The sequence below is a fragment of the Promicromonospora sukumoe genome (assembly GCF_014137995.1).
GTDB classification, from domain to species: domain Bacteria; phylum Actinomycetota; class Actinomycetes; order Actinomycetales; family Cellulomonadaceae; genus Promicromonospora; species Promicromonospora sukumoe.
This window is the reverse complement of sequence record NZ_JACGWV010000002.1, coordinates 1,099,688-1,124,912: the sequence shown is the minus strand read 5'-3', so window position 1 is coordinate 1,124,912 and position 25,225 is coordinate 1,099,688. Positions and strand designations below refer to the sequence as shown.

Annotated in this window: 22 protein-coding genes; 14 read left to right on the top strand and 8 right to left on the bottom strand. The window is 74.4% G+C overall.

Annotated features, from left to right (window positions below):
* The first annotated feature begins 43 nt into the window (after nucleotides 1-43).
* Genes FHX71_RS22060 through dtd form a run of 5 tightly spaced genes read left to right on the top strand, consistent with a single transcriptional unit; the run spans nucleotide 44 to nucleotide 3,443 of the window.
* A complete protein-coding gene (locus tag FHX71_RS22060) occupies nucleotides 44-424 on the top strand; it encodes a PadR family transcriptional regulator (protein ID WP_182619551.1) in 381 nt (126 codons plus the stop codon).
* Nucleotides 424-1,581 (top strand): permease prefix domain 1-containing protein, encoded by a 1,158-nt coding sequence (locus FHX71_RS22055; protein ID WP_182619550.1) that lies wholly within the window; start codon nucleotides 424-426, stop codon nucleotides 1,579-1,581. The genes FHX71_RS22060 and FHX71_RS22055 overlap by 1 nt, the downstream gene beginning before the upstream one ends.
* Nucleotides 1,582-1,630: 49 nt before the next feature.
* The gene (locus FHX71_RS22050; protein WP_121386457.1) at nucleotides 1,631-1,957 is read left to right on the top strand and encodes a DUF2516 family protein; all 327 of its coding nucleotides are present in this window, start codon (nucleotides 1,631-1,633) and stop codon (nucleotides 1,955-1,957) included.
* The gene (locus FHX71_RS22045; protein WP_376770165.1) at nucleotides 1,951-3,021 is read left to right on the top strand and encodes an asparaginase; all 1,071 of its coding nucleotides are present in this window, start codon (nucleotides 1,951-1,953) and stop codon (nucleotides 3,019-3,021) included. The genes FHX71_RS22050 and FHX71_RS22045 overlap by 7 nt, the downstream gene beginning before the upstream one ends.
* A complete protein-coding gene (gene dtd / locus FHX71_RS22040; protein WP_182619549.1) occupies nucleotides 3,018-3,443 on the top strand; it encodes a D-aminoacyl-tRNA deacylase in 426 nt (141 codons plus the stop codon). The genes FHX71_RS22045 and dtd overlap by 4 nt, the downstream gene beginning before the upstream one ends.
* 13 nt (nucleotides 3,444-3,456) lie before the next feature.
* Here the strand turns inward: dtd and FHX71_RS28875 are convergent, their stop codons facing one another.
* The gene (locus FHX71_RS28875; protein ID WP_220490237.1) at nucleotides 3,457-5,568 is read right to left on the bottom strand and encodes a helix-turn-helix transcriptional regulator; all 2,112 of its coding nucleotides are present in this window, start codon (nucleotides 5,566-5,568) and stop codon (nucleotides 3,457-3,459) included.
* 467 nt (nucleotides 5,569-6,035) lie between these two features.
* On the opposite strand from FHX71_RS28875, the gene FHX71_RS22030 reads away from it, so the two are divergent.
* The 5 genes from FHX71_RS22030 (at nucleotide 6,036) to FHX71_RS22010 (ending at nucleotide 13,121) form a co-directional block, all read left to right on the top strand.
* Nucleotides 6,036-7,727, top strand: coding sequence for a glycosyl hydrolase family 18 protein (locus FHX71_RS22030; protein WP_246403370.1), 1,692 nt, complete (start codon nucleotides 6,036-6,038; stop codon nucleotides 7,725-7,727).
* A 117-nt stretch (nucleotides 7,728-7,844) separates the two neighbouring features.
* Nucleotides 7,845-8,396 (top strand): RNA polymerase sigma factor, encoded by a 552-nt coding sequence (locus FHX71_RS22025; RefSeq protein ID WP_182619548.1) that lies wholly within the window; start codon nucleotides 7,845-7,847, stop codon nucleotides 8,394-8,396.
* Nucleotides 8,397-8,451: 55 nt separating this feature from the next.
* Nucleotides 8,452-9,363, top strand: a complete 912-nt coding sequence (locus FHX71_RS22020) for a hypothetical protein (RefSeq protein WP_182619547.1) — start codon at nucleotides 8,452-8,454, stop codon at nucleotides 9,361-9,363.
* 97 nt (nucleotides 9,364-9,460) lie between these two features.
* Nucleotides 9,461-9,904, top strand: a complete 444-nt coding sequence (locus FHX71_RS22015) for an OsmC family peroxiredoxin (RefSeq protein ID WP_182619546.1) — start codon at nucleotides 9,461-9,463, stop codon at nucleotides 9,902-9,904.
* Nucleotides 9,905-10,025: 121 nt separating this feature from the next.
* Complete coding sequence (locus tag FHX71_RS22010) at nucleotides 10,026-13,121, top strand: FAD-binding and (Fe-S)-binding domain-containing protein (protein ID WP_182620045.1); 3,096 nt, start codon at nucleotides 10,026-10,028, stop codon at nucleotides 13,119-13,121.
* A 3-nt stretch (nucleotides 13,122-13,124) separates the two neighbouring features.
* Here FHX71_RS22010 and FHX71_RS22005 read toward each other — a convergent pair whose 3' ends face one another.
* Nucleotides 13,125-13,454 carry a cupin domain-containing protein gene (locus FHX71_RS22005; protein ID WP_051432755.1) on the bottom strand — a complete coding sequence of 110 codons (330 nt, stop codon included), beginning with the start codon at nucleotides 13,452-13,454 and terminating at the stop codon, nucleotides 13,125-13,127.
* A gap of 158 nt (nucleotides 13,455-13,612) precedes the next feature.
* Here FHX71_RS22005 and FHX71_RS22000 point away from each other — a divergent pair, with 158 nt between their 5' ends.
* The gene (locus tag FHX71_RS22000) at nucleotides 13,613-14,218 is read left to right on the top strand and encodes a nitroreductase family protein (protein WP_182619545.1); all 606 of its coding nucleotides are present in this window, start codon (nucleotides 13,613-13,615) and stop codon (nucleotides 14,216-14,218) included.
* 18 nt (nucleotides 14,219-14,236) lie between these two features.
* On the opposite strand, the gene FHX71_RS21995 is transcribed toward FHX71_RS22000, so the two are convergent.
* Nucleotides 14,237-15,220, bottom strand: a complete 984-nt coding sequence (locus FHX71_RS21995) for an aldo/keto reductase (protein WP_182619544.1) — start codon at nucleotides 15,218-15,220, stop codon at nucleotides 14,237-14,239.
* Nucleotides 15,221-15,312: 92 nt separating this feature from the next.
* Between FHX71_RS21995 and FHX71_RS21990 the strand changes: the two genes are divergently transcribed.
* Nucleotides 15,313-16,908, top strand: a complete 1,596-nt coding sequence (locus FHX71_RS21990) for an aminotransferase-like domain-containing protein (protein ID WP_182619543.1) — start codon at nucleotides 15,313-15,315, stop codon at nucleotides 16,906-16,908.
* Between the two features lie 103 nt (nucleotides 16,909-17,011).
* Here FHX71_RS21990 and FHX71_RS21985 read toward each other — a convergent pair whose 3' ends face one another.
* Nucleotides 17,012-17,830: a glycosyltransferase family protein gene (locus FHX71_RS21985; protein ID WP_182619542.1), complete on the bottom strand. Its 819-nt coding sequence runs from the start codon at nucleotides 17,828-17,830 to the stop codon at nucleotides 17,012-17,014.
* Nucleotides 17,827-18,747, bottom strand: a complete 921-nt coding sequence (gene cofD, locus FHX71_RS21980; RefSeq protein ID WP_182619541.1) for a 2-phospho-L-lactate transferase — start codon at nucleotides 18,745-18,747, stop codon at nucleotides 17,827-17,829. The genes FHX71_RS21985 and cofD overlap by 4 nt, the downstream gene beginning before the upstream one ends.
* Nucleotides 18,748-18,818: 71 nt before the next feature.
* Between cofD and FHX71_RS21975 the strand changes: the two genes are divergently transcribed.
* Complete coding sequence (locus FHX71_RS21975; protein ID WP_182619540.1) at nucleotides 18,819-19,142, top strand: thiamine-binding protein; 324 nt, start codon at nucleotides 18,819-18,821, stop codon at nucleotides 19,140-19,142.
* Nucleotides 19,143-19,256: 114 nt separating this feature from the next.
* Nucleotides 19,257-21,305 carry a restriction system modified-DNA reader domain-containing protein gene (locus FHX71_RS21970; protein ID WP_182619539.1) on the top strand — a complete coding sequence of 683 codons (2,049 nt, stop codon included), beginning with the start codon at nucleotides 19,257-19,259 and terminating at the stop codon, nucleotides 21,303-21,305.
* Between the two features lie 6 nt (nucleotides 21,306-21,311).
* Here the strand turns inward: FHX71_RS21970 and FHX71_RS21965 are convergent, their stop codons facing one another.
* The 3 genes from FHX71_RS21965 to FHX71_RS21955 form a co-directional block, all read right to left on the bottom strand.
* Nucleotides 21,312-22,334, bottom strand: a complete 1,023-nt coding sequence (locus tag FHX71_RS21965; RefSeq protein WP_312877170.1) for a LacI family DNA-binding transcriptional regulator — start codon at nucleotides 22,332-22,334, stop codon at nucleotides 21,312-21,314.
* A gap of 95 nt (nucleotides 22,335-22,429) precedes the next feature.
* Nucleotides 22,430-24,112: a discoidin domain-containing protein gene (locus FHX71_RS21960; protein ID WP_182619538.1), complete on the bottom strand. Its 1,683-nt coding sequence runs from the start codon at nucleotides 24,110-24,112 to the stop codon at nucleotides 22,430-22,432.
* Nucleotides 24,113-24,257: 145 nt separating this feature from the next.
* A complete protein-coding gene (locus tag FHX71_RS21955) occupies nucleotides 24,258-25,217 on the bottom strand; it encodes a zinc-binding dehydrogenase (RefSeq protein WP_182619537.1) in 960 nt (319 codons plus the stop codon).
* Between the last annotated feature and the right edge of the window lie 8 nt (nucleotides 25,218-25,225).

Genomic DNA, 25,225 nt, shown 5'->3' with positions numbered 1-25,225 from the left:
GAACTCGTTGTCGTCAGGTACTTGATCAGATACAGTAGTTGGCGTGATCCAGAAATCGAGCGGCCCGACGTCGGACGGCGGGGCTGATGCCTTCGCCGCCGACCTCCTGCGCGGCCACACCGACACGATCGTGCTCGGCGTGCTGCGCGCCCGGGACCGCTACGGCTTCGAGATCTACAAGGAGATCCGCGACGCGACCGGCGGCGACCACGAGATCAAGGAGGCCACGCTCTACGCGGCCTACCGGCGGCTCGTGAAGGACGGCCTGGTCGAGGCCTACTGGGGCGACGAGTCCCAGGGCGGACGCCGCAAGTACTACCGGATCACCGACGCGGGCCGCGCCGTCTACCGGCGCAACGTGGACGCGTGGGTGGCCACCCGGCGCACCATCGACTCCCTCCTCGACCTGAAAGGTTCCCGCTGATGAACACCTCGGTGCACCGCCTGCTCGACGAGGCCTTCGCGGGCCTCCCCGCGACCCACGACGTGCAGGACCTCAAGGAGGAGATCCGCGCGAACCTCCTGGACCGCGTGGCGGAGCTGACCGCGAGCGGCGTGGACGCCGACGACGCCGCCCGGCGGGCGCTGGGCGAGCTCGGCGACGTGCGGGCGCTGGTCGAGGATGCTGACGACGGGGTGCCCGTGGCGCCGAGCCCGGGTGTGGCGAGCGCGGCCGCCGCGGCCGCGGGACGGCCACCGGTTCCGCCGCGGCGCCGCGACGTCGCCGGGCTGGTGGTGGCCTCGGCCGTCGTGCTGCTGGCGCTCACGCCGCCCGTGCTGGTCGGCGGGTTCGTGGTCGACGCGTTCCAGACGGGGCGGGTCGCTCCTGACGGGCCCTCGCCGCTGCTGCTCGTCGCCCCGCTCCTGATTGGCCCCGTGGCCGGTCTGATTGTCGGCGCGTCGCTCGTGCGGGAGACGACCAAGCGATACGGCATGCCCCTCCGGCGGGCGGCCGCCTACGGGGTCGCCTCGGCGCTCCTCGTGCTCGGCCTGGTCGGCGGGATCGAGGCGGGCGTGCTGTTCGGGCAGGTTCGCGTGACGGTCCAGACGGGTGCGCCGCTGCTCGTCGCCGGCGGGGCCTGGCTCGCCTACCTGCTCGCCACCCAGACCAACCGCCACAAGCCGTGGGTGCTCGAACAGGCCAGGACGCACGACGGGTACCGGCCGTCCCGCCGGTTCGTCATCGGCGTCGTCATCGCCTCGGTAGTGGTGCTCTCGCCGTTCGTGGGAGTGCTGCTGACTGTGTCGGGGCAGATGTGGGGCATGATCCCGCTGCTCGTCGGTGCGCTCTTCGCCGGACCTGCCATCGGCTGGATCGTCGGGGCGTCGCTCCTCCAGGAGACCGACCGCAGGTACGCGATGCCGCGGCAGCGGGCGATCGCGTACGGCTTCGCCTGGGCGCTGATCGCGCTGTCTCTCTTCGTCGGGACGGCGGGCTACACGTCCTTCATGAGCCCGTTCTACCTGATGATCATGACGCCCGTGCTCCTCGCCGGCATCGCCTGGCTCGCCTATCTCTCGGCCACCCAGACCAACCGGCGCAAGGCGTGGGTCCTGGACGGGGCGCGCAAGGCGGACTGACCGGTCCGGACCAGGCGAGACGTCGCCCCGGTTGCCGTAGGCTCGTGCTGTGTTCGGAGCTCTCCAGACGTTCGTCTTCATCGTGCTGGGCGTCATCGTCTTCGCGGTCCAGGTCATCGCCCTGGTCGACGCGATCCGTCGTCCTGCCCACGCCTACAAGTCCGAGGGCAAGCTGTCGAAGCCGATCTGGCTCGGGATCCTCGGTGTCGCGGCCGTCTTCGGCCTGCTGGGCCTGCCGCCGAGCTACATCACGGCCGGCTCGTTCCTGAACGTGATCGCGGTGGTCCCGGCCATCGTGTACTGGGCCGACGTACGCCCCCGCCTGCAGCCGTACGGCACCGGCAACAAGCCGCGCGGACCGCAGGGCGGCTGGTGACCGCGCCCATGGGGGGCGGCCGCACGGTCTCGGCGTCGGGCGCGGTGCTCGACGACGCGGCGCCGCTCGCCGAGGTGGTCCGCGGTGACCTCGTGGAGTCGGTGCACCTGGGGCACCTCGTGGTGCTCGACCCGGCCGGCCGGCCCGTGGTCCAGGTGGGCAACCCGACCACGCCGATCTGGCCGCGGTCGTCCCTGAAGCCGCTCCAGCTCCTCGCGATGCTGCGGGCGGGCCTGGAGCTGCCGGACCGCCTGCTGGCCCTGGCCTCGGCCAGCCACAACGGCGAGCAGTTCCACCTGGAGGGCGTGCTGCAGATCCTGGCCTCCGTGGGCCTCGGCCCGGGCGCCCTGCAGAACACCCCCGACCTGCCGATCTACCCGCCGGCCGCGCTGGAGTGGCACGTGGCGCCGCACAGCGGCGGCCCGGGCCCGGCGTCCCTGGCGCAGAACTGCTCGGGCAAGCACGCGGCGATGCTCGCGACCTGCCTCACGCAGGGCTGGGACATCCAGACGTACCTGTCGCCCGAGCACCCGCTGCAGCGGGCCGTGCGCGGCACGATCCTCGAGATGACCGGCGACGCCGAGCTCGTCATGCACACCACGGTCGACGGCTGCGGCGCGCCCCTGTTCTCCACGACGCTGCTCGGCCTGGCGCGCGCGTTCTCGACGCTGGGCGCCGCGCCGACGGTCGACGTCCGCTCGCACGAGGCGCGCGCCGCCCGCGCGATCTCGGCGCACCCCGACATGGTCGGCGGCACCGGCCGGGACGTCACGCTCGCCATGCAGGCGGTGCCGGGCCTGGTCGCCAAGGACGGCGCCGAGGGCGTCTACGCCGCCGGTCTGCCCGACGGCTCCGCCATCGCGTTCAAGGTGCTCGACGGGTCCGCCCGGGCACGTCCCGCCATCCTCGCCGCCGCGCTGCGCGCCGCGGGTGCCGCCGGCCTGCCCGGCGTCTACCCGGGCGGCCTGGACGGGCTGGGCCGCGTGCCGGTGCTCGGCGGCGGCCGCCCGGTGGGCGAGGTCCGCGCCGTCTTCGCCGGCGCGTACGCGGAGGGCCGCCGGTGAGGGCGGTGCTCCAGCGCGTCACCCGCGCGTCCGTGGTGGTCGACGGCGAGGTCGTGGGCGCCATCGACAAGCCCGGCATCCTGGCGCTGGTCGGCGTCACGCACGACGACGGCCCGGCGCAGGTCGAGACCATCGCCCGCAAGATCGCGGACCTGCGCATCCTGCACGACGAGCAGTCGGTGGCCGACGTCGGCGCCCCGGTGCTCGTCGTCAGCCAGTTCACGCTCTACGGCGACGCCCGCAAGGGGCGCCGCCCCACGTGGAACCAGGCGGCGCCGGGGCCGGTCGCCGAGCCGCTCGTCGACGCCGTCGTGGCCGCGCTGCGCGAGCGCGGCCTGACGGTCGAGACCGGCCGGTTCGGCGCCGACATGCAGGTCGAGCTGGTCAACGACGGCCCGGTGACGATCCTCCTGGAGGCGTGACCTACGCGGTGACCTACCCGCGCAGGGCCAGCACCGCCAGCTCCGTGCGGGAGCGCACCCCGAGCTTGCGGAAGACCCGCCCCAGGTGCACCTCCACGGTCCGGACCGACACGTAGAGGTTCGCGGCGACCTGCCGGTTGGTCCGGCCCTGCACCACCAGCCGCGCGACGTCCAGCTCGCGCTCGGTGAGCAGGTCGCTCCACTGCCCGCACAGCTCCTCCCCGATGTCGATCACCGGACCGCCCGACGGCTCGGCCGGGGCCTCCGTCGGTACGGGCCTGGACGCCGGCTCCCGGCGGGGCCGTCCGGCGTCGGGCCGCGGGGGAGCCGAGCCGGCCCGGCCCGGGGCCTCGCCGGGCGCCGGGACCACCGGGCCCGGAGCCTCGCGGACGAACCCGGGCGTCGCCAGCGCCTGCTCGGCGATGTGCTCCCAGGCCTTGGCCCCGGACTCCTCGAACAGCTCGTGGGCGCCGAGCAGGTGCGCGGCGGCGTCGCCGGGCAGGCCGAGCCGTGCGAACGACCGCGCGGCGACGAGCTCCGTGAGGCCCCGCTCGAACGTCGACCCGACGCGGAGCGACGCCTCCACGGCGCGCTCCCGGGCCCGGTTCACGCCGGACGCGTCGGCGAGCGCGAGCTCGGCGCGCGCCAGGTCCAGCCGGCGACGCCGCATCGGGCCGCCGGAGAACCCGGCGCTCGACATGGTGGCCCCGGCCGGCGGGGTCCCGGGTCCGGCCCCGGCATGGCTCGTGTGCGTGGGCCCGCCCGAGTAGGGCCCCGTGGTCGTGTCCGAGCCGACCGACGGCAGCACGCGCAGCCGCAGGCGTTCGTGCGACCTGCGGGCCGCCCGGTCCTGGCCGGCGAGCACCAGCAGCTCCACCGGGTCGGGCGTGGGCAGCCAGAGGCGGCGCAGCTCGTCGCCGCCGCGCTCCGCCGCGAGCCCGAGCAGGGTCGCGGCCTCCACCCAGCGCCCGTCGAACACGGCCGTCTGGGCACGGTCGCCGAGCGTGGCGGCGCGGACGACCGGCGCGACCTGCCCGGGCACCGACGCCTCCAGGGCGGTGGTCGCCCGGCGCAGGTGCCCGTCCCGGACCAGGTCGAGGCGGCGCGCGAGGGCGATGCCCAGCCCGCCGAAGGCGAGGGCCACGGGAAGGCGCTCGACGGCGTCGTCAAGCACCGATGCCGCCTCGGAGATGTTGCCCAGGCGCAGCGCCAGGTACGACTGCGCGACCCGCAGGTGCGCCTCCGCGAGCGGCGTCATCGCCTCGTCCGGACCGTCGAACCACCAGCCCAGCGGGCGCGCGGGGGCCAGCTCGGCCACCTCGGACAGGATCGCCGAGGCCTCGCCGGGTGCGCCGTCGAGCAGGCGGATCGTCTTGCGGGCGGCGGCGATCGCCGCCCGGTCGGGTCCGGCCGCGTCCTCGGGGACGACGGCGTCGGGCCGGCCGTCCAGGAGGGCCAGCGCGATGCCGAGCGAACGGGCGGCGTCGGGCGCGCCGGCGGCGGGCGCGGTGCTGTCCGACGGGCTGGTCGCGCGGCGGAGGTACACGACGGCGTCGTGCACGTGCCCCGCCCAGAGCGCCGCCCGCCCGGCGACCGCGAAGGCGCGTGCCCGCACCCGGTCGGTGCCGTGGCTCGCCGCCTCGCGTGCCACCTCGTGCGCGCGGTGGACGTCGCCGCGCGCCAGGTGCTGCTCGGCGAGCTCGACCAGGCCGTCCGCGAGCAGCGGGTCGCCCGCGAGCGTGCTCAGGGCCGTGTGCCACATCGCGATGAGCGGCTCGTCGGCCTTCCGGTGCACCTCGGCCAGCGCGACGTGCGCGGCGGTGCGGGAGGCCAGGTCGGCGTCGTCGTGCACCACGGAGCGGATGCGCGGATGGTGGAAGCGGAACCGGCCGCCCACCAGGTGCAGGTGCCGGCCGGCGGGGCCGGCCATCAGGGTGTCGATGTCTGTGCCCGACGCGGCGAGCAACAGCTCGGTGCGGTCCACCACGGCGACTGCGGCGACGAGCAGCACACGGCGTGCCTCGTCGTCGAGGCCGAGCGGGCCTACGGCCTCTCGGACCGCACGCGCGGCAGGCAGCGGGTCCGGCATCAGCGCCGTACCCACCAGATGCTCTTCGTCGAGCATCCGTGCTGTCTGGTCCACACATCCCGGTTCGTCGCCCACCACCCGCGTGAGCTCGCACGCGACGTGAGGGGCCACGGTGCGGTCACCGAGGGGGAGCGGAAAAACGACTTGCTGGGGCAGCGCGGTCATCGTCGAGCCTCCCGGATTCGTTCACGGTGCTCGCAAGTATGACCTCCACACGTTTCACCCGCATCAAACTTCGCCTGCGACTTTTGCTGCGATCGGGCTCCAGGCCTGGCATCCTGCCCCTCCTCGACCCGGTCGGCTACCTGATACCGCGCGAAATTGTTCTTGTGGCGAAGGTTTCACACCGTAACAACCGCGTGCCGGCGGCCCAGGACCACTACGTAGTCCCACCGTGTGGAATCCCCTTATTTCCCGTTAACGCAGGTTTCCTTACTTTTAACGAAGCATGACCAGCGCGACCACCGTTACCGGAGCAGTGCCCGGACCAGAGAGGGAAGACGATGGACTCGACGTACCAAACGCCATCAGGCGCCAGTAAGACGACCAGACGAATACTCGCGGGGGTCGCCGCCCTCGCCGTCGCGGCATCCGCCGCCGTCGCGGGCGTGGGCCTGCGGGCCGCGAACGCCGCCGAGGCCGAGTCCGCGACGACGGCCGGCGCGAGCAGCTCCGCCATCAACGGCTTCCGGAGCGTCGGCTACTTCACGCAGTGGGGCGTGTACGGCCGCGGCTACCAGGTCAAGCAGATCGACACCTCCGGCGTCGCCGACGAGCTGACGCACATCAACTACGCCTTCGCGAACATCCACCACCAGAACCTCGAGTGCTTCGAGGCCAACAAGGCGCAGGGCGAGGGCCCCAACGGGTCCGACGGCGCGGGCGACGCCTGGGCCGACTACGGCATGGGCTACACGGCGGCCAACTCGGTCTCCGGCGCCGCCGACTCCTGGGACCAGCCGCTGGCCGGGTCCTTCAACCAGCTCAAGCAGCTCAAGGCCAAGCACCCCGACCTCAAGGTGCTGATGTCGATCGGCGGCTGGACCTGGTCCAAGAACTTCTCGCTGGCGGCCGCGACGGACGCCTCGCGCGAGAAGCTCGTGTCGAGCTGCGTGAACATGTTCATCAAGGGCAACCTGCCGGTGATCGACGGCCGCGGTGGCACCGGTGCCGCCGCCGGCGTCTTCGACGGGTTCGACATCGACTGGGAGTGGCCCGGCTCGCAGAACGGCAACGTCGGCAACCACGTCGACGAGGCGAACGACGCCCGCAACTTCAAGCTCCTGCTCGCCGAGTTCCGTGAGCAGCTCGACGCGCTCGGTGCGACGACCGGCAAGGACTACGAGCTCTCCGCGTTCCTGCCCGCCAACCCGGCGGACATCGAGGACGGCGGCTGGAACGACCCGGAGATCTTCGAGTCCCTCGACTTCGGCAACGTCCAGGGCTACGACCTGCACGGTGCCTGGGACCCGGCGCTCACCGGCCACCAGGGCAACCTCTACCACGACCCCGCCGACCCGCGGGAGGAGGCCCGGCAGTTCAGCGCGGACCTCGCGGTGAAGTCGTACACCGACGCCGGGATCGACCCCGCGCAGCTCGGCCTCGGCCTCGCGATGTACGGCCGCGGCTGGACCGGCGCCTCGTCGTCCGCGGCGTGGGGCACCGCGACCGGTGCCGCCCCCGGCCAGTGGGAGGCGGGCATCAACGACTACGACGTCATCAAGAACACCGGTACCGGCTACTACGACGCGGACCTCGGTGCCGCGTGGCGGCACGACGGCAACACCTGGTGGTCGTACGACAACGACCAGTCGGTCGCCAAGAAGGCGCAGTACATCCGGTCCGAGGGGCTCGGCGGCGCCATGTGGTGGGACCTCTCGGGCGACCGCTCGGGCGCGCTGACCGGCGCGCTGTGGAACGTGCTCGGCTCCGGGAACCCGGGCCCGATCGAGGGCGGCGGTCCGACGGACCCGACCGACCCGACCGACCCGCCGACCGACCCGCCCACGGACCCGCCGACCGACCCGCCGGGCGAGGTCTGCGCCTCGGACGCCTGGAGCTCGTCCTCGGTCTACGTGGGCGGCAACACCGTGTCGCACGGCGGCCACGAGTGGCGCGCCAAGTGGTGGACGCAGGGCGAGACGCCCGGCACCACCGGCGAGTGGGGCGTGTGGCAGGACCTGGGCGCCTGCTGACCTGAGGCACCTCTGACGGAGAACCCCGGCGGGACGTCCCGCCGGGGTTCTCCCGTGCCCGGGTACTTGTGGCGGCCGGGGGTGCAAGGAACCCGGCATCCACGACAGAGTGAGGTCGTGGACGACAGCCCCGGCTCGCAGGACGAGCCGCCGCACGACCGGCCGGCGCACGACGAGGCCTGGTTCGGCGCCCTCTTCGACGCGCACTCGCGCGCCCTCTACTCCTACTTCGTGCGCCGGCTGCCCGACGGCGGCCGCGCCTCCGACGCCGAGGACCTCGCCGCCGAGGTGCTCGCCACCGCGTGGCGCCGGCGCGACGACGTGCCCGACGGCGCCGAGCTGCCCTGGCTCTACCGCACCGCCGGCTACCTGCTGGCGAACCACCGGCGCAAGATGCGCGCGCTGCCGGTCGCCGTCGTGCCCGACGAGCCCGACGACGTGGACCCCGCGACGCTCGCCGTGGACGACGACGCCGTGCGGCAGGTCCTGTCCCGGCTCTCCTCGCGTGACCGGCGCATCCTGCTGCTCGTCGCCTGGGACGGCCTGTCGGGCGACGACCTCGCCCAGGTGCTGGGCGTCTCGCGCGGCGGGGCGGACGCCGCGCTGTCCCGCGCCAGGGCCCGCCTCCGCGACGCGTGGGACGCGCACGAGCAAGCGGTGGACGCATGAGCACATGTAGAGGGTGTGGACGGCGCGCAGCCGGGCCCGGCACGGAGGGACAGCGATGAACGAGCACCAGCGACCGGAGGACCAGGCGTTCGACCGCCTGGTGGCGGCGGACCCCGCGGAGCGTGCGCCCGACCCGGTCGACGCCGTGCTCCGGGCCAAGGTCGACGCGCTGCTCGGCGGGGCCGGGGGACTCGGCCGGGGGTCCGGCGCGTCCGGCGCGCCCGCTGCACCACCCGGGTCGAGCCGACCTGCCGGGACCGAGCCGGTGGACGAGCTCGCGGTGCGGCGCCACCGGCGTCGGACGCCGTGGCTCGTGGCCGCCGCCGTCGCCGGGGTCCTGGCCGTGGGGGGCGGGGGGTACCTGCTGGGGGAGTCGGGGGCCGGGGTCACGCCCGCGGCGCAGGACAGCGGTGCCGGTGCCGACGTCGCGTCCGAGGCCGCCCCGGAGGCCCGCGGTGAGGAACCGTCGGTCATGGGGGCGCCGGAGGGTGGGCCGGAGGCCGCGTCCGAGGGCGCGCGGCCGCTCGACGCGGGCGGCGACCTCGACGCGGCGACGCGCCTCGTCTTCCACGCGGGCGTCGGGCTCACCGACACGCCGCGGACGGCGGAGGTGCGCTCGGCCGACGGCGCGAGCCTGGGGGACTACCCGGTGATCAGCGAGGAGGACGCCGTCGAGCGGCTGGGCGACCCGAGGTTCGCGGGAGCGGTGCTGGGCCCCCGGCAGTCCGGGGCGGACGAGGGGACGTCGTCGGGGAGCGCCTCCGGGGGCGGGGTGCCCGAGCCCGGCGGCCCGATCGCGTGGCCCGTCGAGGACGTGACGATCGTGTCGGCGACCCTCACCGAGGTGCGCTACACCCTGCCCGGCGGCACGGTGCTGCTGGTGCCCGCCTACGACCTGGCGGACGCCGCGGGCAGCACCTGGACCGTGCTCGCCGTGGACGAGGAGCTGCTCGACTTCGCGCCGTGACGCGACTGCGCCGTCACGCGACCGTCCGGCAGGCGTCGTAGGGTCGGGCACGCAAGGGACCCGTCGAGGTCACATCGCGATCTTCAAGGAGTGCACCATGCCAGCACGTACCGCTCGCACCGCCTGGAACGGCACCTTCCAGGAGGGATCTGGGCAGGTCGAGCTCTCGTCGTCGGGCGTCGGCACGTACGACGTGTCCTTCCCGGCGCGCGCCGCCGAGGAGGCGAACGGCGTCACGAGCCCCGAGGAGCTCCTCGCGGCCTCGCACTCGTCGTGCTTCACGATGGCCTTCACGAACGAGCTGGGCGGGGCCGGCGCCACGCCGGAGCAGATCGAGGTCACCGCCGTGGTGACCCTCGGTCCGGACCCGGCCGGCGGCCTCCACATCAGCAAGAGCGCCCTGACCGTGCGCGGGTTCGCGTCCGGCATCGACGAGGCGGGCTTCAAGGCCGCCGCCGAGGCCGCCAAGGTGGGCTGCCCGATCTCGAAGGCGCTGACCGGCGTCGGCCAGATCACGCTGGACGTCACCTTCGAGGGCTGACGTCGACCGGGGGTTCACGGGCGCGAGCCGCGCCCGTGAACTCCTGACGCGATCCGCGGCCTCGTGGTGCGAGAATCGCGGAGTGCCACCGCAGACTCACGACGCCCGACCCCTGAACGGCATGAACGACAAGGGCCACACCGCTGACGCCGCCGAGGCCGCCCGCATCGCGCGGGAGAAGGCCGAGGCCCGCGCCGCCGAGGACGCGGAACGCCGTCGCGCCGAGATCGAGGAACGGCGCAAGGCCGCGGAGCGCGAGGCGGACCACGCCGTCGCCGCCGCGCGCGACGCCGTCGCCGACGCGCTGCGCACCGTCGTGGCCTGCGACGTCGACACCAGCACGCGCCGTCGTGCCGAGTACTCCACGGACGCGTCGAACTACCGCGTCGTCCCCGAGGGCGTGGTCTTCCCGGAGAGCACGGACGACGTCGTCGCGGTGCTCGGGGTGCTGCGTGAGCTGTCCGTCCCCGTCACGGCGCGCGGCGCCGGCACGTCGGTCGCGGGCAACTCGGTGGGTCCCGGCGTCGTGCTCGACCTGGGGCGCAACCTGAACCAGGTGCTCTCGGTCGACCCGGACCGGGGCACGGCCCGGGTCCAGCCGGGCACCGTCATGTCCACCCTCCAGGCCGCGGCCAAGCCGCACGGCCTGCGGTTCGGTCCCGACCCGAGCACCCAGAACCGGGCCACGCTCGGCGGCATGATCGGCAACAACGCCTGCGGCCCGCACGCCGTCGCCTACGGGCGGACGGCCGACAACGTGGTTTCGCTCGACGTGGTCGACGGCGCCGGGCGCCGGTTCATCGCGGGCTCGGGCGACCCGGAGTTCGCCGACGTGCCCGGCCTCAAGGAGCTCGTCCGGGAGAACCTCGCGCTGATCCGCACCGAGTTCGGCCGCTTCGGCCGCCAGGTGTCGGGCTACTCGCTGGAGCACCTCCTGCCCGAGAACGGCTCCAACCTCGCCCGCGCGCTCGTGGGCACGGAGGGCACGCTCGTCACGGTGCTGGAGGCGGAGCTCAACCTGGTCGAGGTGCCGGGCGCGCCGACGCTCGTCGTCCTCGGCTACCCCGACATGGCCACGGCCGCCGACGACGTGCCCCGGCTCCTGGACCACAAGCCGCTCGCGATCGAAGGGCTCGACGCCCGCCTGGTCGACGTCGTGCGCCGGGCGAAGGGCGCCGCGTCGGTGCCGCCCCTGCCCGGGGCGGACGACCCGCACGTCACCGGCTGGCTGATGATCGAGGTCGGTGGCTCGTCGCAGGCCGAGGCGCTCGGCCGCGCGGACGCGATCGTCGCGTCGTCGACGGCGCTCGACTCCGCGGTGCTGCCCGCCGGGGCGGACGCCACCAAGATGTGGCAGATCCGGGCCGACGGCGCCGGCCTGGCCGGCCGCACGCCCGCCGGGGAGCAGGCGTGGCCCGGCTGGGAGGACTCCGCGGTGCCGCCCGAGAAGCTGGGCCCGTACCTGCGCGACCTCCAGGCCCTCATGGACCGGTACGGCGTGGACGGCCTGCCCTACGGCCACTTCGGCGACGGCTGCGTGCACCTGCGGATCGACATCCCGCTGGAGACGTCGGGCTCGGTGCTGCGCACCTTCATGATGGAGGCCGCCGAGCTCGTGGCCCGCTATGGCGGGTCGCTGTCCGGCGAGCACGGCGACGGCCGGGCCCGGTCCGAGCTGCTGCCGCTCATCTACTCGCCCGAGGCGATCGCGCTGATGGAGCGGTTCAAGGCGCTGTTCGACCCGAAGGACCTGCTCAACCCGGGCGTCGTCGTGCGGCCGCGGGCCGTGGACGACGACCTGCGCCGGCCGGCCGCGACCCCCGTGCGCACCAAGCTGCCGCTGGTCGGCAAGGGCTCCGGGCACGGCGTGCGCCGCAAGGCGGGGTACGAGGGGTTCTCGTTCGCGCACGACCACAACGACCTGACCACGGCCGTGCACCGCTGCGTGGGCGTGGGCAAGTGCCGGGCCGACAACTCGGCGGCCGGCGGGTTCATGTGCCCCAGCTACCAGGCGACCAAGGACGAGAAGGACGTGACGCGCGGGCGCGCCCGCGTGCTGCAGGAGGCGGTGAACGGGACGCTCGTCGGCGGGCTGTCCGCGCCCGAGGTCCGGGAGTCGCTGGACCTGTGCCTGTCCTGCAAGGCGTGCTCCAGCGACTGCCCGGCGGGCGTCGACATGGCGCAGTACAAGTCGGAGGTGCTCTACCGCACCTACCGCGGCAAGCTGCGCCCCGTGGACCACTACGCCCTGGGCTGGCTGCCGCGCTGGGCCCGCCTGGCCGGCGCCGTCCCGGAGCTGGTCAACGCCCTGCTGGGCGTGAAGTGGATCGGCAAGGCCGTGCTGTGGGCGGGCGGCATGGACACGCGGCGCTCGATGCCCAAGTTCGCCGAGGTGCCGTTCCGGCAGTGGTGGGCGCGCGGCGGCGCGACGCACGGCGTGCCGGGGCTGGCGGTCACGGGCCTGCCCGGGCGCGAGGGCGCGACGGCGGCGCGGCTGGCCTCCAAGCCCAAGGTCGTGCTGTGGACCGACTCGTTCAGCGACGCGCTCTCGCCCACGGTCCCGCAGGCGGCGCTCAAGGTGCTGACCTCCGCGGGCTTCGACGTCATCGTGCCGGACGAGCAGGCGTGCTGCGGCCTGACCTGGATCTCCACGGGCCAGCTCGACGGTGCCCGCCGTCGGCTGCTCAAGCTGCTCGAGGTGCTGGGGCCGTACGCGGTGAACGGCATCCCGATCATGGGGCTGGAGCCGTCGTGCACCGCGGTGCTGCGCTCCGACCTGTTCGACCTGTTCCCGGACGACCCCCGCGCGCAGGCCGTGGCCCGCATGACGCGGACGCCGGCGGAGCTGCTGACCTCGGACGACACCCCGGACGGTTGGTCAGTCCCCGACCTGGGCGACGTCTCGGCCGTGGTGCAGCCGCACTGCCACCAGCACTCCGTCATGGGGTACGAGGCCGACCAGGCGCTGCTGGAGAAGGGCGGCGCGCAGATCGAGGTGCTGGCGGGCTGCTGCGGCCTGGCCGGCAACTTCGGCATGCAGAAGGGGCACTACGAGACGTCGGTCGCGGTCGCGGAGAACGCGCTGCTGCCCGCGCTCCGCGACGCCGCCCCCGGCACGACCTACCTGGCCGACGGCTTCTCGTGCCGCACCCAGGCGCTCGACCTGATGGGCGTCGAGGGCAAGTCGCTGCTGGAGGTCATCGCCGACCGGCTGTAGGGGCTACTCCAGCCACTCCGTCTCGAAGCGGTCGTTCGCGTGGATGTGGACCGCCTCGTAGAGGTCCGCGCCCAGGGTGCGGAACTTGTGCGGCACCATCGCCTCGACCACGAGGATCTGGCCGCCGACGGCCTCGAACTCCTTGCCGTCCACGGTGAACAGCGCCCGGCCCGACCGGATCACGAACGTCTCGGAGTAGGGGTGCCGGTGCAGGCGGGGGCCGGTGCCGTCCTCGGCCACCCGCTCGAAGATCACCGAGACCTCCGAGCCGTGGAGGTACCCCTCGAAGTTGCCGTGCGGCAGCGTCGCCTGCTCGATCGCCTGGAGAGTCATGCTCCTCAGGCTGGCGGGCGCGCCGCCGCGCGGCAACCAGATTCGTGGGTGGCCGAACGTAGGTCTGGTCGCACTCTGAGCGGCCATGGAGCGACCAGGTCTGCGTTCGCCGCGGTCGCCGTCGGCGGCGGCGGGGCCGGCGGGGGCAGAATGCGGCCATGGAGTTTCAGGACGTCGTCCGCACGCGCCGGATGCACCGCAAGTTCACCGCCGAGCCCGTCCCGCCGGCGGCCGTCGACCGGATCACCCGCAACGCCGTCCGCGCCCCGAGCGCCGGGTTCAGCCAGGGCTGGGCGTTCGTGGTGCTGGAGACGCCCGAGGACCGGGACCGGTTCTGGGCGGCGTCGACCCCGGACACCTCGGAGCGCGACATGTCGGCGTGGCTCGACGGTATGCGCACCGCGACCGTCGTCGTGCTGGCGCTCGCGTCCAAGGCCGCCTACCTGCGGCGCTACGCCGAGAAGGACAAGGGCTGGGAGGACCTCGACGAGTCCCGCTGGCCCGTCCCGTTCTGGCACGTCGACGTCGGCATGGCGTCGCTGCTGATGCTGCAGACCGCCGTCGACGAGGGGCTGGGCGCCTGCTTCTTCGGCGTGCCGCCGGCGCACGTGCCCGCCGTCAGGGCGGAGCTCGGCATCCCGGAGGAGTTCGAGATCACCGGTGTCGTCGCCGTCGGGCACCCGGCCGACGGCGGAGCCAAGGGCTCGCCCACCCGCCGCCGGCGCAAGCCCCTCGACGAGGTGGTGCACCGCGGCGGGTGGTGACCCGGCGTCAGGCGGCCGTCACACGGCGTCGAGCCGGGCCCGCACGTCGTCGTCGAGCACCAGGTCCACCGCGCCGAGGGCCTCGTCGAGCTGCGCGACGCTGCTCGCGCCGAACACCGGGACCACCGGCACCTCGCCGCCCAGCAGCCAGGCGAGCGCCACCTGGTTCGGCGTCGCGCCGATCTCGGCGGCGACGGCGCGCAGCGCCGCGACCCGCTCGCGCGAGCCGGCGTGGTCCGCGCCGTCGTAGAACGGCTTGTCGTCGCGGGTGAACACGCCCTGGTGCAGCGGTGAGTACGCCATGACCGTGAGCCCCGGGCGGCCGTCCGCGCCCGTGGAGCGGGCGTAGTCGAGCAGCTCGGGCGTGGCCCAGTTGGTCCGGACGGGCTGCGGGCGCGGGTACAGGTAGCTGTGGCACTGCTGCACCGCGCCGTACGGCGCCACGCCCAGCCGCGCGGCGGTCTCGCGCGCCTCGACGACCCGCCACAGCGCGACGTTCGAGATGCCCGGGATGCCGACGATCCCCTCGTCGACCAGCTTGCCGAACGCGCCGACCGTCTCCTCCAGCGGCGTCTCCCGGTCGTCCACGTGCCCGTACAGCAGGTCGATGTGGTCGAGGCCCAGGTGACGCAGGCTCTCGCGGGCCTCCCGGTCGACCGTCGCGGCGTCCAGGCCCTGGTAGTTGGTGGGCGGCGTCGTCGACAGCGGCAGGGCCGGGTCCTTCTTGGCCGCGCCCAGCTTGGTCGCGATCCGCAGGTCGTCGCGGTTGCCGCGCGCCGCGAGCCAGCGGCCGAGCACGTCCTCGGAGTCGCGGCCGTAGCCCTGGCCCCAGTCGTTGTAGTTGTTCGCCGTGTCGAGGAACGTGCCCCCGGCCTCGACGAACCGGTCCAGGATCGCGAACGACGTCTCCTCGTCCGTCCGGGTCCCCATCCACATCGTGCCCAGGCACAGGGTCGACACCTCGAACGACGTGTGCCCGTTGTCCAGCGTGTGGTACCGCATGGTCTGCTCCTTCATGGGTCTCGTCCCGGGGGTCTCCCACCCGGCACGCACCACGCTAGGCAGCAATCGGTCTGGTGCTACGGTCCAATGCCATGGCGCAGGACCAGACCAATTCCGCCGACGTGCTGATCGCCCTCGCCCCCGGTACCGGTGCGTTGCGGCACCGGCTGGAGGAGGCGATCCTCGGCGACATCGCCTCCGGTCGGCTGGCCCCCGGCACCGCGCTGCCACCCAGCCGCACCCTCGCCGACGCGCTCGGCCTCTCCCGCTGGGTGGTCACCGAGGCGTACGGGCACCTGGTGGGCAAGGGGGTGCTGGAGGCACGGACGGGTTCGGCGACGCGGGTGGCGGCGGTCGCGCCCGGTGGCGCGCTCGGCGTCGGGCCCGGGGAGTCGCTGGTCGAGCCTGTCGAGACCCGGTCCGCCGTTCGGGGCCCGGGGCTGGAACGTGCCCCCGACCGCGCGACCCACGACCTCGCCCCCGGCGTGCCCGACCTGCGGCACGTGCCCCGCGAGGCCTGGCTGCGGGCGGCGCGCGAGGCGCTCGCGGAGGCGAGCAACCAGGACCTGGGCACGCAGCCGCCCGCCGGGCACCCGGCGGCGCGGGCGGCGGTCGCGACGCACCTGCGGCGCTCGCGGATCGTCTCGGGGCCCGACGACGCCGTCGTGCTCACCCGCGGCGCGGCCGACGGCATGTCCCGCATCGCGGCGGCCCTCGCCGACGCCGGGCACACCCACCTGCTCGTCGAGGACCCGAGCTGGCCCGCGCTCCGCGACGTCGCCGAGGCCGCGGGCCTCACGCCGGTGCCCGTCCCCGTGGACGACGACGGGATCTCGCCCGCGCGGCTGCGCGCCGAGGCCGCCCGCACGGGGGCGCGCGCCGCGCTGCTGACCCCGGCGCACCAGTTCCCGCTCGGCGCCGCGCTGTCCGACGAGCGGCGCGCCGCCCTGCTCGACTGGGCCCGCGAGGTGGACGGGCTCCTGATCGAGGACGACTACGACGCCGAGTTCCGCTACGACCGCCGGCCCGTGCCCGCGCTCCAGGGGCTCGACCCGGACCGCGTGCTGCTGCTCGGCTCGACGAGCAAGACCCTGGCCCCGGCATTCGGGATCGGCTGGATGGTGGTGCCGCGGCGGTGGCGCGCGGCGGTGCTGGACGTGTCCGTCCGCCGCGGCCCGACGCCGGGCCCGGCCACGCTGGACCAGCTCACCCTCGCGCGGTTCGTGGGCGACGGCTCCTACGCGCGGCACCTGCGCTCGGCCCGCGCCCGCTACGCCCGACGCCGGACCGCGCTCCTGGACGCACTCGGGCGCGAGCTGCCCGGCGCGGTGATCGGCGGGATCGCGGCCGGGATGCACGTGACGGTGGACCTGGCGGGGCTGAAGGTGTCGGGGGTGCACGCGGGCGGGCCGGACCTAGCTGGGCTCGGTCCCGCGGGGCCCGGTCCGAGGGGGCTCGGTCCGGCCGGGCTCGACCTGACGGGGAGCGTCGCGCCGGACGCCGCCGCCGTCGTGCGCGAGGGGGCCGCCCGGGACGTCGCGCTGGTCGACCTGCGGCGGTACCAGGCGGTGCCGTCGGCCCGGTCGACCGTGCTCGTCGTCGGCTACGGGAACCTGGCCGACGCCCGCCTGCCGGCCGCGATCCGGAGCCTGCGCGCTGCGGTCGAGGCGGCGTCGTCGTCGGGCTAGGCCCGGGCGGGCCGGAACCCGCGTGCTCGGCGTCCCGCGCGGCCGGAACCTGCGCTTCCGGAACTCGCGTGGTCGGCGCCCGCGTGGCTGGAAGCTGCGCGGCCTACAGCAGCTCCGGGACCTCGTGACGCACCACGTCGCGCACCTCGGGAGGAAGCTGCGACCAGTCGTCGGCCGTGTCCAGGTCGACGGCGGTGCCGGGCCGGTCCACGACGGAGGCCGCCAGCCCCCGCGCGTCGGCCTCGGCCAGGTGCGCCGCCAGCGACCCGACGCCGAACCGGAACCGGAAGCCCACCTCCCCTTCGAGACCTAGGTTTCTCGCCTTTCCGCCCGTCGAGAGCGAAGAAACTTCGGTCTCGAAGGGGAGGAGCAACAGGTTGGTGCCCGATCTGTACCGGTCTGTCGCTATCACGACCGGGGCCTGCTCCGCGAGAAGGGCCGTCACGTCTGCCGGGGTCAGCGCGGGGAGGTCGGCGTGCGCGACCAGTAGGCGCGGGCCCGGCTGCCCGACGGCGTCCGCACAGAGCGGGTCCGGCCCTGAGGTGTCCGGCCCGACGGCGTCCGGCCCGGGCATGTCCGCCGCTCGCGTCCCGGCCGCTCCGGCGTCCGCCGCGTGAGTGCCCGCCCCGACGGCGTCCGCCGCCAGGACCTCGCGGGCGTGCTCCAGGGCGCCGTTCAACCCCTGCCGGTCCGCGGGCTGCTCCAGCACCTCGACCGCCAGCCCCGCCAGCGTCTCCCGGGTGAACACCGGGTCCGCCGTCACCACGACGACGCGGTCGATCCCGTCGGCGGCGAGCAGCGTCGTCACCACGTGCCGCGCCAGCACGCGGACCAGCCGGCGCCGCGAGGCGGCGTCGAGCACCGCGGCGAGCCGCGACTTGCCCGAGACGCCGTCGCGCAGCGGCACCACCGCCGTCGTCATGCCAGTGCCAGCAGCTCGCGGGCCAGGCGCTCGCGGCCGGGCGGGCCGCCCATGATCGTGTCGGTGACGTGCACCGTGAGGCCGAGGTCGGCCACGGGGCCGGCGAGGTGCGCGTCGCGGTCGTCGATCACCATGACGTCCACGAGGTCCGCGTAGATCCGGGCCACGCCCAGCGCCGACACCTCGTGCCCCAGGGACTCCAGGATCTGGGCGGCGGGACCCTTGATCGCCTGGCCGCCGACGATCGGGCTCACCGCGACGCGGCGGCCCGGCGCGGCCAGGAGTGCCTCGCGGACCCCGCCCACGGCCAGCAGCGGCTCGATCGACAGGAACGGGTTGGACGGCGCCAGCACCACCAGGTCGGCGGACAGCGCGTCGAGCACGCCGGGGGCCGGGCGGGCGGCGTCGGCCCCGTCGAAGTGCAGGCCGAGGACGGCGTCCGCGTGCTGCCGCCCCACGAAGTACTCCTGGAACCCGAGCCGCCCCGAGGGGGTGTCGACGAGGGTCGCGAGCGGGTCGTCCGTGGCGGGCAGGACGCGCGGGCGGACGCCCATCTCGCGGGCGAGGTGCGCGGTGACGGCGGACAGGGGGTCGCCCCGGCGCAGGCGGGCCGTCCGCACGATGTGCGTGGCGAGGTCCCGGTCCCCGAGCGTGAACCAGGTGTCCTCGCCGAGCTCCTTAAGCGCGGACAGGGTCGCGTAGGACTCGCCGCGCAGGCCCCAGCCACGCTCCTCGTCGTTCAGGCCGGCGAGGGTGTAGAGGACGGTGTCGATGTCGGGGGAGATCGCGAGCCCGTGGAGCTCGGTGTCGTCGCCGACGTTCACGACCACGGTGAGCGAGGGTGCGCCGAGCGCGAGATCGAGGCCGTGCGCGAGCCGCGCACCGCCGACCCCGCCCGCGAGAAGGGTGACGTTCACGCGTCGAGCCTACGTGCGCGCCGCGCCGGAAAGTACCTCCCGGACCCGCCCGGAGGGGGCAGGATGGGGGCATGGCTGTCTTCGCGTTCTCCGTCGCCCCCATGACCGCGGGCGAGTCCGTCGCCGACCAGGTCGCCGAGGCCGTCCGCATCGTCCGGGAGTCCGGCCTCCCGAACCGGACCACCTCGATGTTCACCGAGATCGAGGGAACCTGGGATGAAGTGATGCCGGTGATCCAGCGCGCGACCGACTCCGTCGCGCGGGGCGGGCACCGGGTGTCCCTCGTGATCAAGGCCGACATCCGCCCGGGCGCCGCCGCAGGTCAGATCGACAGCAAGATCGCCCGGGTCGAGGAGCGGCTCGCCGAGGACGAGTCGGAGACCGGCCACTCCTGAGCCCAGGACCCCGGGACAAGTCTCACTACACCTTCACCCCCGTGTTTCCGGACTCTTGCCAGGGGCCTTTAGGCTAAGGCGGACCGATGCCGCAGGACCCGGGGAGATCACGAGATGCCACTGTTCGAGGTCGATACCCAACGGCCACTCCTCGTGACGTCGGCCAACGGCCCGGACGGCTCCGAACCCGGCCTGAAGACCACGGCCAACCAGGTGGTGGACTCCCACATCGACGGGCTCCTCGGTGAAGAGGTCTTCCCGATCGCCCAGGGCTCCGGCCCGGACGAGCCGCACCTGCTCGCCCTCGACGCGTCGGGCTCGCCCGTGGTCGTGGAGCTCGTGGCGGACCTCGACCGGGAGAACCTGGCCAAGGCGCTCGACCACGCCGGCGCCGCCGGCCGGCTGACCCGCGCGGAGCTCGCGGCGCGCTACAGCGGCGGGGCCAACTCGTTCCAGCACGACGTCGCCGCGTTCTACGACAGCGTGCCGATCACGCGCACGCAGGCCGGCAAGAACGGCGGCGGGGGTGCGCGGCTCATCATCATCTGCCAGAACGCGCCCGACGAGATCCTCAACGCCGTCGACTTCCTGCGCCAGCCCTCGATGCCCGTCGAGGTGCTGAAGATGGGCGTGGTGAACTCGAACGACGGCCGCAAGTTCCTGGACGTGTCGCCGCTCGTCGTGCACCTGCCGCCCGGCCTGCCCGCGCCCAAGTCGGCGCCCATCGGCGGCGCCATCACGAGCTCGATGAAGCGCTCGGTCAGCACGTCCATGGACACCGGCGTGACCGGTGGGGTCACCGGCGGCTCGTCGGCGCCCAAGGACGCCTTCGAGGAGGGCGTCAAGGTCGGCTACGCGCTGACCGGCAAGATGCCCGTCGTCGCGCAGGCCCCGCAGGCCCGGCCCGAGCGCCCCGCGCAGCCCAAGCCCCCCGTGGCCGACGGCCCGCCCGCGCCCCCGAGCCCGACCAACGCGGCGACCGGCCTCCGGTCGGGCCTCCGCGGCGGAGCGCCCCGGAGCGCCCCGGAGCGCGTCGCGGGCACCCGCGCCGGCCGCCGGGCGCAGGCCGCCGCGGCCTCGTCCGAGGCGGCGCCGGTCCAGGGCGCCCCGAGCGCGCCGGCCGTCCCGGGCCCGCCGCCCGCCCCCGAGGCGGCCGTCCCGCCGAGCGCCCCGGTCTCCCGGGTCCGCCCGGGCGGGCAGCCCGGCCCGACGCCGAGCACCCCGCCGCGCCTCTCGTCGAGCCGGTCGTCGCTCGGCGGTGACAACGGCGCACCCTCGCGTCCCGAGACGCCCGCCGAGCCGACGCCGACGGTCCGCCGGCGCTCGCGCACGGACCGGTTCGCGGCGTCGAGCCAGCCGGACGGGCAGACCCCGGGCTACCCGGCGTCGGGCCCGGTGCCGTCCGCCGACGCGCCGTACTCCCCGCCGCCCGTGCCGCAGCCCGCCGAGGAGAACCTGTGGCAGCCCGCGCCGTACGACGAGGCGCCCGCCTACTCCGCGACGCCCGAGCCCGAGACGCCGGACTTCGAGATCACCCGGCCCCGCTACGAGCGTGAGCCCGCCTACCAGGCCGAGTCGTCGTCCTTCGCGCCGGCCGCGCCCGCGCCGCCCGCGTACGACTACTCCGCCGAGGCCTCCGGCTACGGCGACCAGGGCGGATACGGGTACGGCGAGCAGCAGGGCTACGAGTCCGCGCCCTACGGGGGCGGTTCGGCACCCGTCGTGGTGGAGCAGAGCCCCTGGGAGTCCGGCGGCTACCTGAACGGTCCGGACGACGGCTACGGGCAGACCTCGTTCGCCGCCGACCCGTACCCGTCGAGCTCTCCCGAGGCGCCGGCCCGTGCCGTGCCCCCGGCCGAGAGCATCCGCGCCAGCACCCCGATGCTGTTCGAGGAGGAGGACGACCCCGACCTGGAGGCGCTCGCCCGCAGCATCGGCATGCCCACCCGGATCGTGTGGTCGCGCCCGCGGCGCAACCAGCACTTCGAGGCGATGCTCCTGCCCGACGGCGCCATCGAGCTGGCCAACGGCGCCCGGTACCGGCACCCGGACTCGGCCGCCACGGCGGCGTCGGGCTCGTACACCGCCGACGGCTGGAGCGTGTGGCGTCTCGGCGACACCGGCCCCACGCTGGTCGAGGAGTTCTCCCGCCGGTTCGCCTGAGCCGACTCAGCCCGAGGCCCGCACCACGAGCTCGGGCACGAAGGTCTCCGACCCGCCGCCCGCCGCCTCGCCGTCGAGCTCGGCGAGCAGCAGGCGCGCCATCGCGTCGGCCATGTCCTCGACGGGCTGCCGCACGGTCGTGAGCGGTGGGTGCGCCTGGGCGGCGACGCTCGAGTCGTCGAACCCCACCACCGCGACGTCCTGGGGCACGTCCCGGCCGGCGGCGCGCAGGGCGGTCGAGACGCCGTCCGCCATGAGGTCGTTCGCGGCGAAGACGCCGTCGACGTCGGGCCGCGCGGCCAGCAGCGTGCGGGCCGCCGCCTCGCCGCCCGGGCGCGTGAAGTCCGCCGGGACCACCTCGGGCTCGCGCAGCCCCGCGGCGCGCACCCCGTCCAGGAAGCCGCGCAGCCGGTCGTGCCCGAACGGCGCGTCGGCGGGCCCGGCGACCACCGCGAGCCGGGTCCGGCCGGACCCGGCGAGGTGCTCGGCGGCCAGCCGCCCGCCAGCGGCCTGGTCCAGGTCGACCCAGGACACGTCGGGCACGGTGGTGCGGGTCGACAGCACCAGCGGCACCGCGAGACCGGCCAGCCGCGCGGGCAGCGGGTCGGCGGAGCTGGACGTGATGAGCAGGACGCCGTCGACGTGCCCCTGCCGCACGTACCGGACCACCTGGTCGTGGGCGGGCGGGTCGGCGGGGATGATCGCGAGGTGGATGTCGCGGGGCCGCAGCACCGCCTGCGCGCCCGCCGTCACGCGGCCCACGTACGGGTCGGTGAAGAGGCGCTCCAGGAACGGCAGCGGCGAGCGCTGCTCCGGCGGCTCGGAGACGACGAGCGCGACCGAGCCGGTACGCCGCGTCACCAGCGACCGGGCCGCGAGGTTCGGCACATAGCCGGTCTGCTCGATCGCCCGGCGCACGACCTCGACGATCTCGGGGTCGACGGTGGGCACCTCGTTGATCACGCGGGACACGGTCGCCCGCGACACCCCGGCCACGGAGGCGACGACCTCCAAGGTAGGACGCTGCACCCGCCCTTTATACCCCCCACCCCGCTTCGTTGAGTGCTGGGTTTTCGTCCTTTCTCGTGCCTCGAAAGGACGAAAACCCAGCACTCAACGACGGGTTACTGGTAGACGCGGACGTAGTCGACGAGCATGCGGGACGGGAACGGGGTGGTGGCGTCCGGCGGGCCCGGCCAGTCACCGCCCACCGCGAGGTTGAGGATCAGGTAGAACTCGTGGTCGTAGACCCACGGACCGCGGGTCGACTCGACGGTGTCCCGGTCGGCGTAGAAGACGTCGCGGCCGTCCAGCGAGAACTGGATGCCCTCGCTGTCCCACTCCGCGGCCCAGGTGTGGAAGCCGTCCGAGATCTTCGAGCCGTCGGGCAGCGTGTACCCGCCGCCGTAGCCGCCACCGCCGTTGTACGCCGGGGCGTGCAGGGTCGAGTGTGCCCGGGTCGGGTCCTGGCCGATGAACTCCATGATGTCGATCTCGCCGTTGTACGGCCACGGGCGGCCGTCGAGGAAGTCGGAGCCCATCATCCAGAAGGCGGGCCACAGGCCGCGGCCCTCGGGCACCTTCACGCGGGCCTCGAACCGGCCGTACTGCGCGTGGAACTTGTTGGACGTGTTCATCCGGTGCGACGTGTACTGCCGGCCGTCACGGTCCTCGCGGCGGGCCTCCAGCACGAAGTTGCCCTGGCCGTCCTGGAACCCGTTGCCGCTCGGGGTGTAGACCTGCTGCTCGTTGTTCTGCGGCAGGCCCGCGTCGATGGTCCACTTCGAGCCGTCTGCCCCTGTCCCGGCCGGGCCGTTGAACTCGTCGCTCCACACCAGGTCGAGGTCGTCGAAGTCGGGGTCGGCGGGCTCCGCCGGAGGAGCGGCCGGCGCTCCGCCCGTGCCGTAGACCTGGAACTCCCACAGCGAGTAGCCGTAGGGCCCGCTCCGGTCGCGCAGGTGCACGCGCACGTGCCGGCCGTCGGCGTCGAGCGGGATGGTCTGCTTGAAGCCGGTGCCGCCCGTGGTGGTGTGCACGGTGCGCCACGTGGTGCCGTTGTCGGACACCTCGATGTCGAAGGCCGTCGCGAACGCCGGGTCCCACTGCAGCACGACGCTGGTCACGTGCGCGGCGGCCCCGAGGTCGACGGCGATCCAGCCCTCGTCGACCCAGCCGGTGTCGGGGTTCACGGCCCAGCGGCTGGCCGGGTCGAGGTCGAACGCCTTGTCGGGGGAGCAGAGCCAGCAGTTGCCGTCGTTCTGCGAGCTGGAGGCGCTGCCCTGCTTGCCGTACGAGAGCAGCGAGGTGTCGGTGGGCGTGCCGCCTCCGGTGCCGAACACCTGCAGCTCCCACAGGGAGACGCCCCACTGGGTGGCGCGCTGGGTGACCCAGAGCCGCAGGTACCGGCCGGAGCCGTCGACGTCGAGGTTCTGGTCGCCGCCCGTGCCGGTCGTGGTCGAGTAGACGGTGGACCAGGCCGCGCCGTCGGCGGAGGTCTCGAGCCGGAAGCCGGACGCGTACGCCGCCTCCCAGTCGAGGACGACCCGGTCGATCGCCTGGACCGAGCCCAGGTCGACGCGGATCCACTGGTTGTCGGCGGCGGCGCTGGACCAGCGGGTGCCGGGGTCGCCGTCGACGGCGGCGGCCCCGGTGCTCCAGTCGAACTCGGTGCTGGAGGTGGTGACCGGCCGGCCCTGGGAGAGCGGTTCGGCGGCGGCCGATGCGGTGGTGACCTGGGTGATCGCACCCAGGCCGAGCAGGGCCGCGGCGGTGGTCGCCGCCGCGAGCAGGCGGAGGTGTCTGCGCATGTGACGTGCTCCTTCGAACGTCGGTCTGGCACAAGTGAGCGGCATGAGAGAGCGCTCTCTGACACTGTCGCGGACATTCCGGACCCGGGTCAAGACTTTCGGCGAACTTTGCTGACCGACCTGTAAGTGAGGTCGGCGGCCGGGATCAGGGCCGGACGACGACCTTGCCGAACTGGTCACCCTCGTTCAGCCGCGCCAGGCCCGCCGCGGCCTTCGCGAGCGGCACCTCGGCGTCGATCACCGGGCGCACGCCGGTGCGCGCGCAGAACCGGGCGAGCGCGGCCAGGTCCTCCCGCGAGCCCATGGTGACGCCCTGGACCCGGAGCTCCTGGAAGAAGATGCGGGTCAGCTCGGCCGGGGGAGCGTCGCCCGACGTCGCGCCGCACACCAGCACCGAGCCGCCCGGGCGTACCGAGCGGATCGAGTGGGCCCACGTCGCCTGGCCCACCGACTCCAGCACGGCGTCGACGCGCGCCGGCAGCCGCGCCCCGGTCTCGACGGCGCCCGCGGCGCCCAGCGCGACGGCGCGCTCCCGCTTCTCCGCGGAGCGCGACGTCACCCAGACCTCCAGGCCGGCCGCCGCGCCCAGCGTGACCGCCGCCGTCGCGAGCCCGCCGCCGGCGCCCTGCACCAGCACGCGGTCGCCCGGCGTCAGGCCGCCCTGCGTGAACAGCATCGTGTACGCGGTGAGCCACGCCGTCGGCAGGCACGCGGCCTCCTCGAACGACAGCTCCGCGGGCTTCGGCACCAGGTTCGCGGTCGGCACCGCCACGCGCTCGGCGAGGGTCCCGGGGTAGCGCTCCGAGAGCAGCGTGCGCGGCTCCTTCGGCCCGACGCCGTGGCCGTCGGCCCCGATGACGCCGTGCACGATCACCTCGGACCCGTCCGGCGCCACGCCCGCGGCGTCGGTGCCGAGGATCATCGGGAGCTGTTGCTCCTTGAGGCCGACGCCGCGCAGCGACCACAGGTCGTGGTGGTTCAGGCTCGCGGCCTTCACCTCCACGGTGGTCCAGTGCTCCGGCGTCTCCGGTTCGGGGCGCTCGCCCACCTCCAGGCCGTCGAGGGGGCTGTCCGGGGCGAAGTGGGTCACGTAGGCGGCGAGCATCCGTTCAA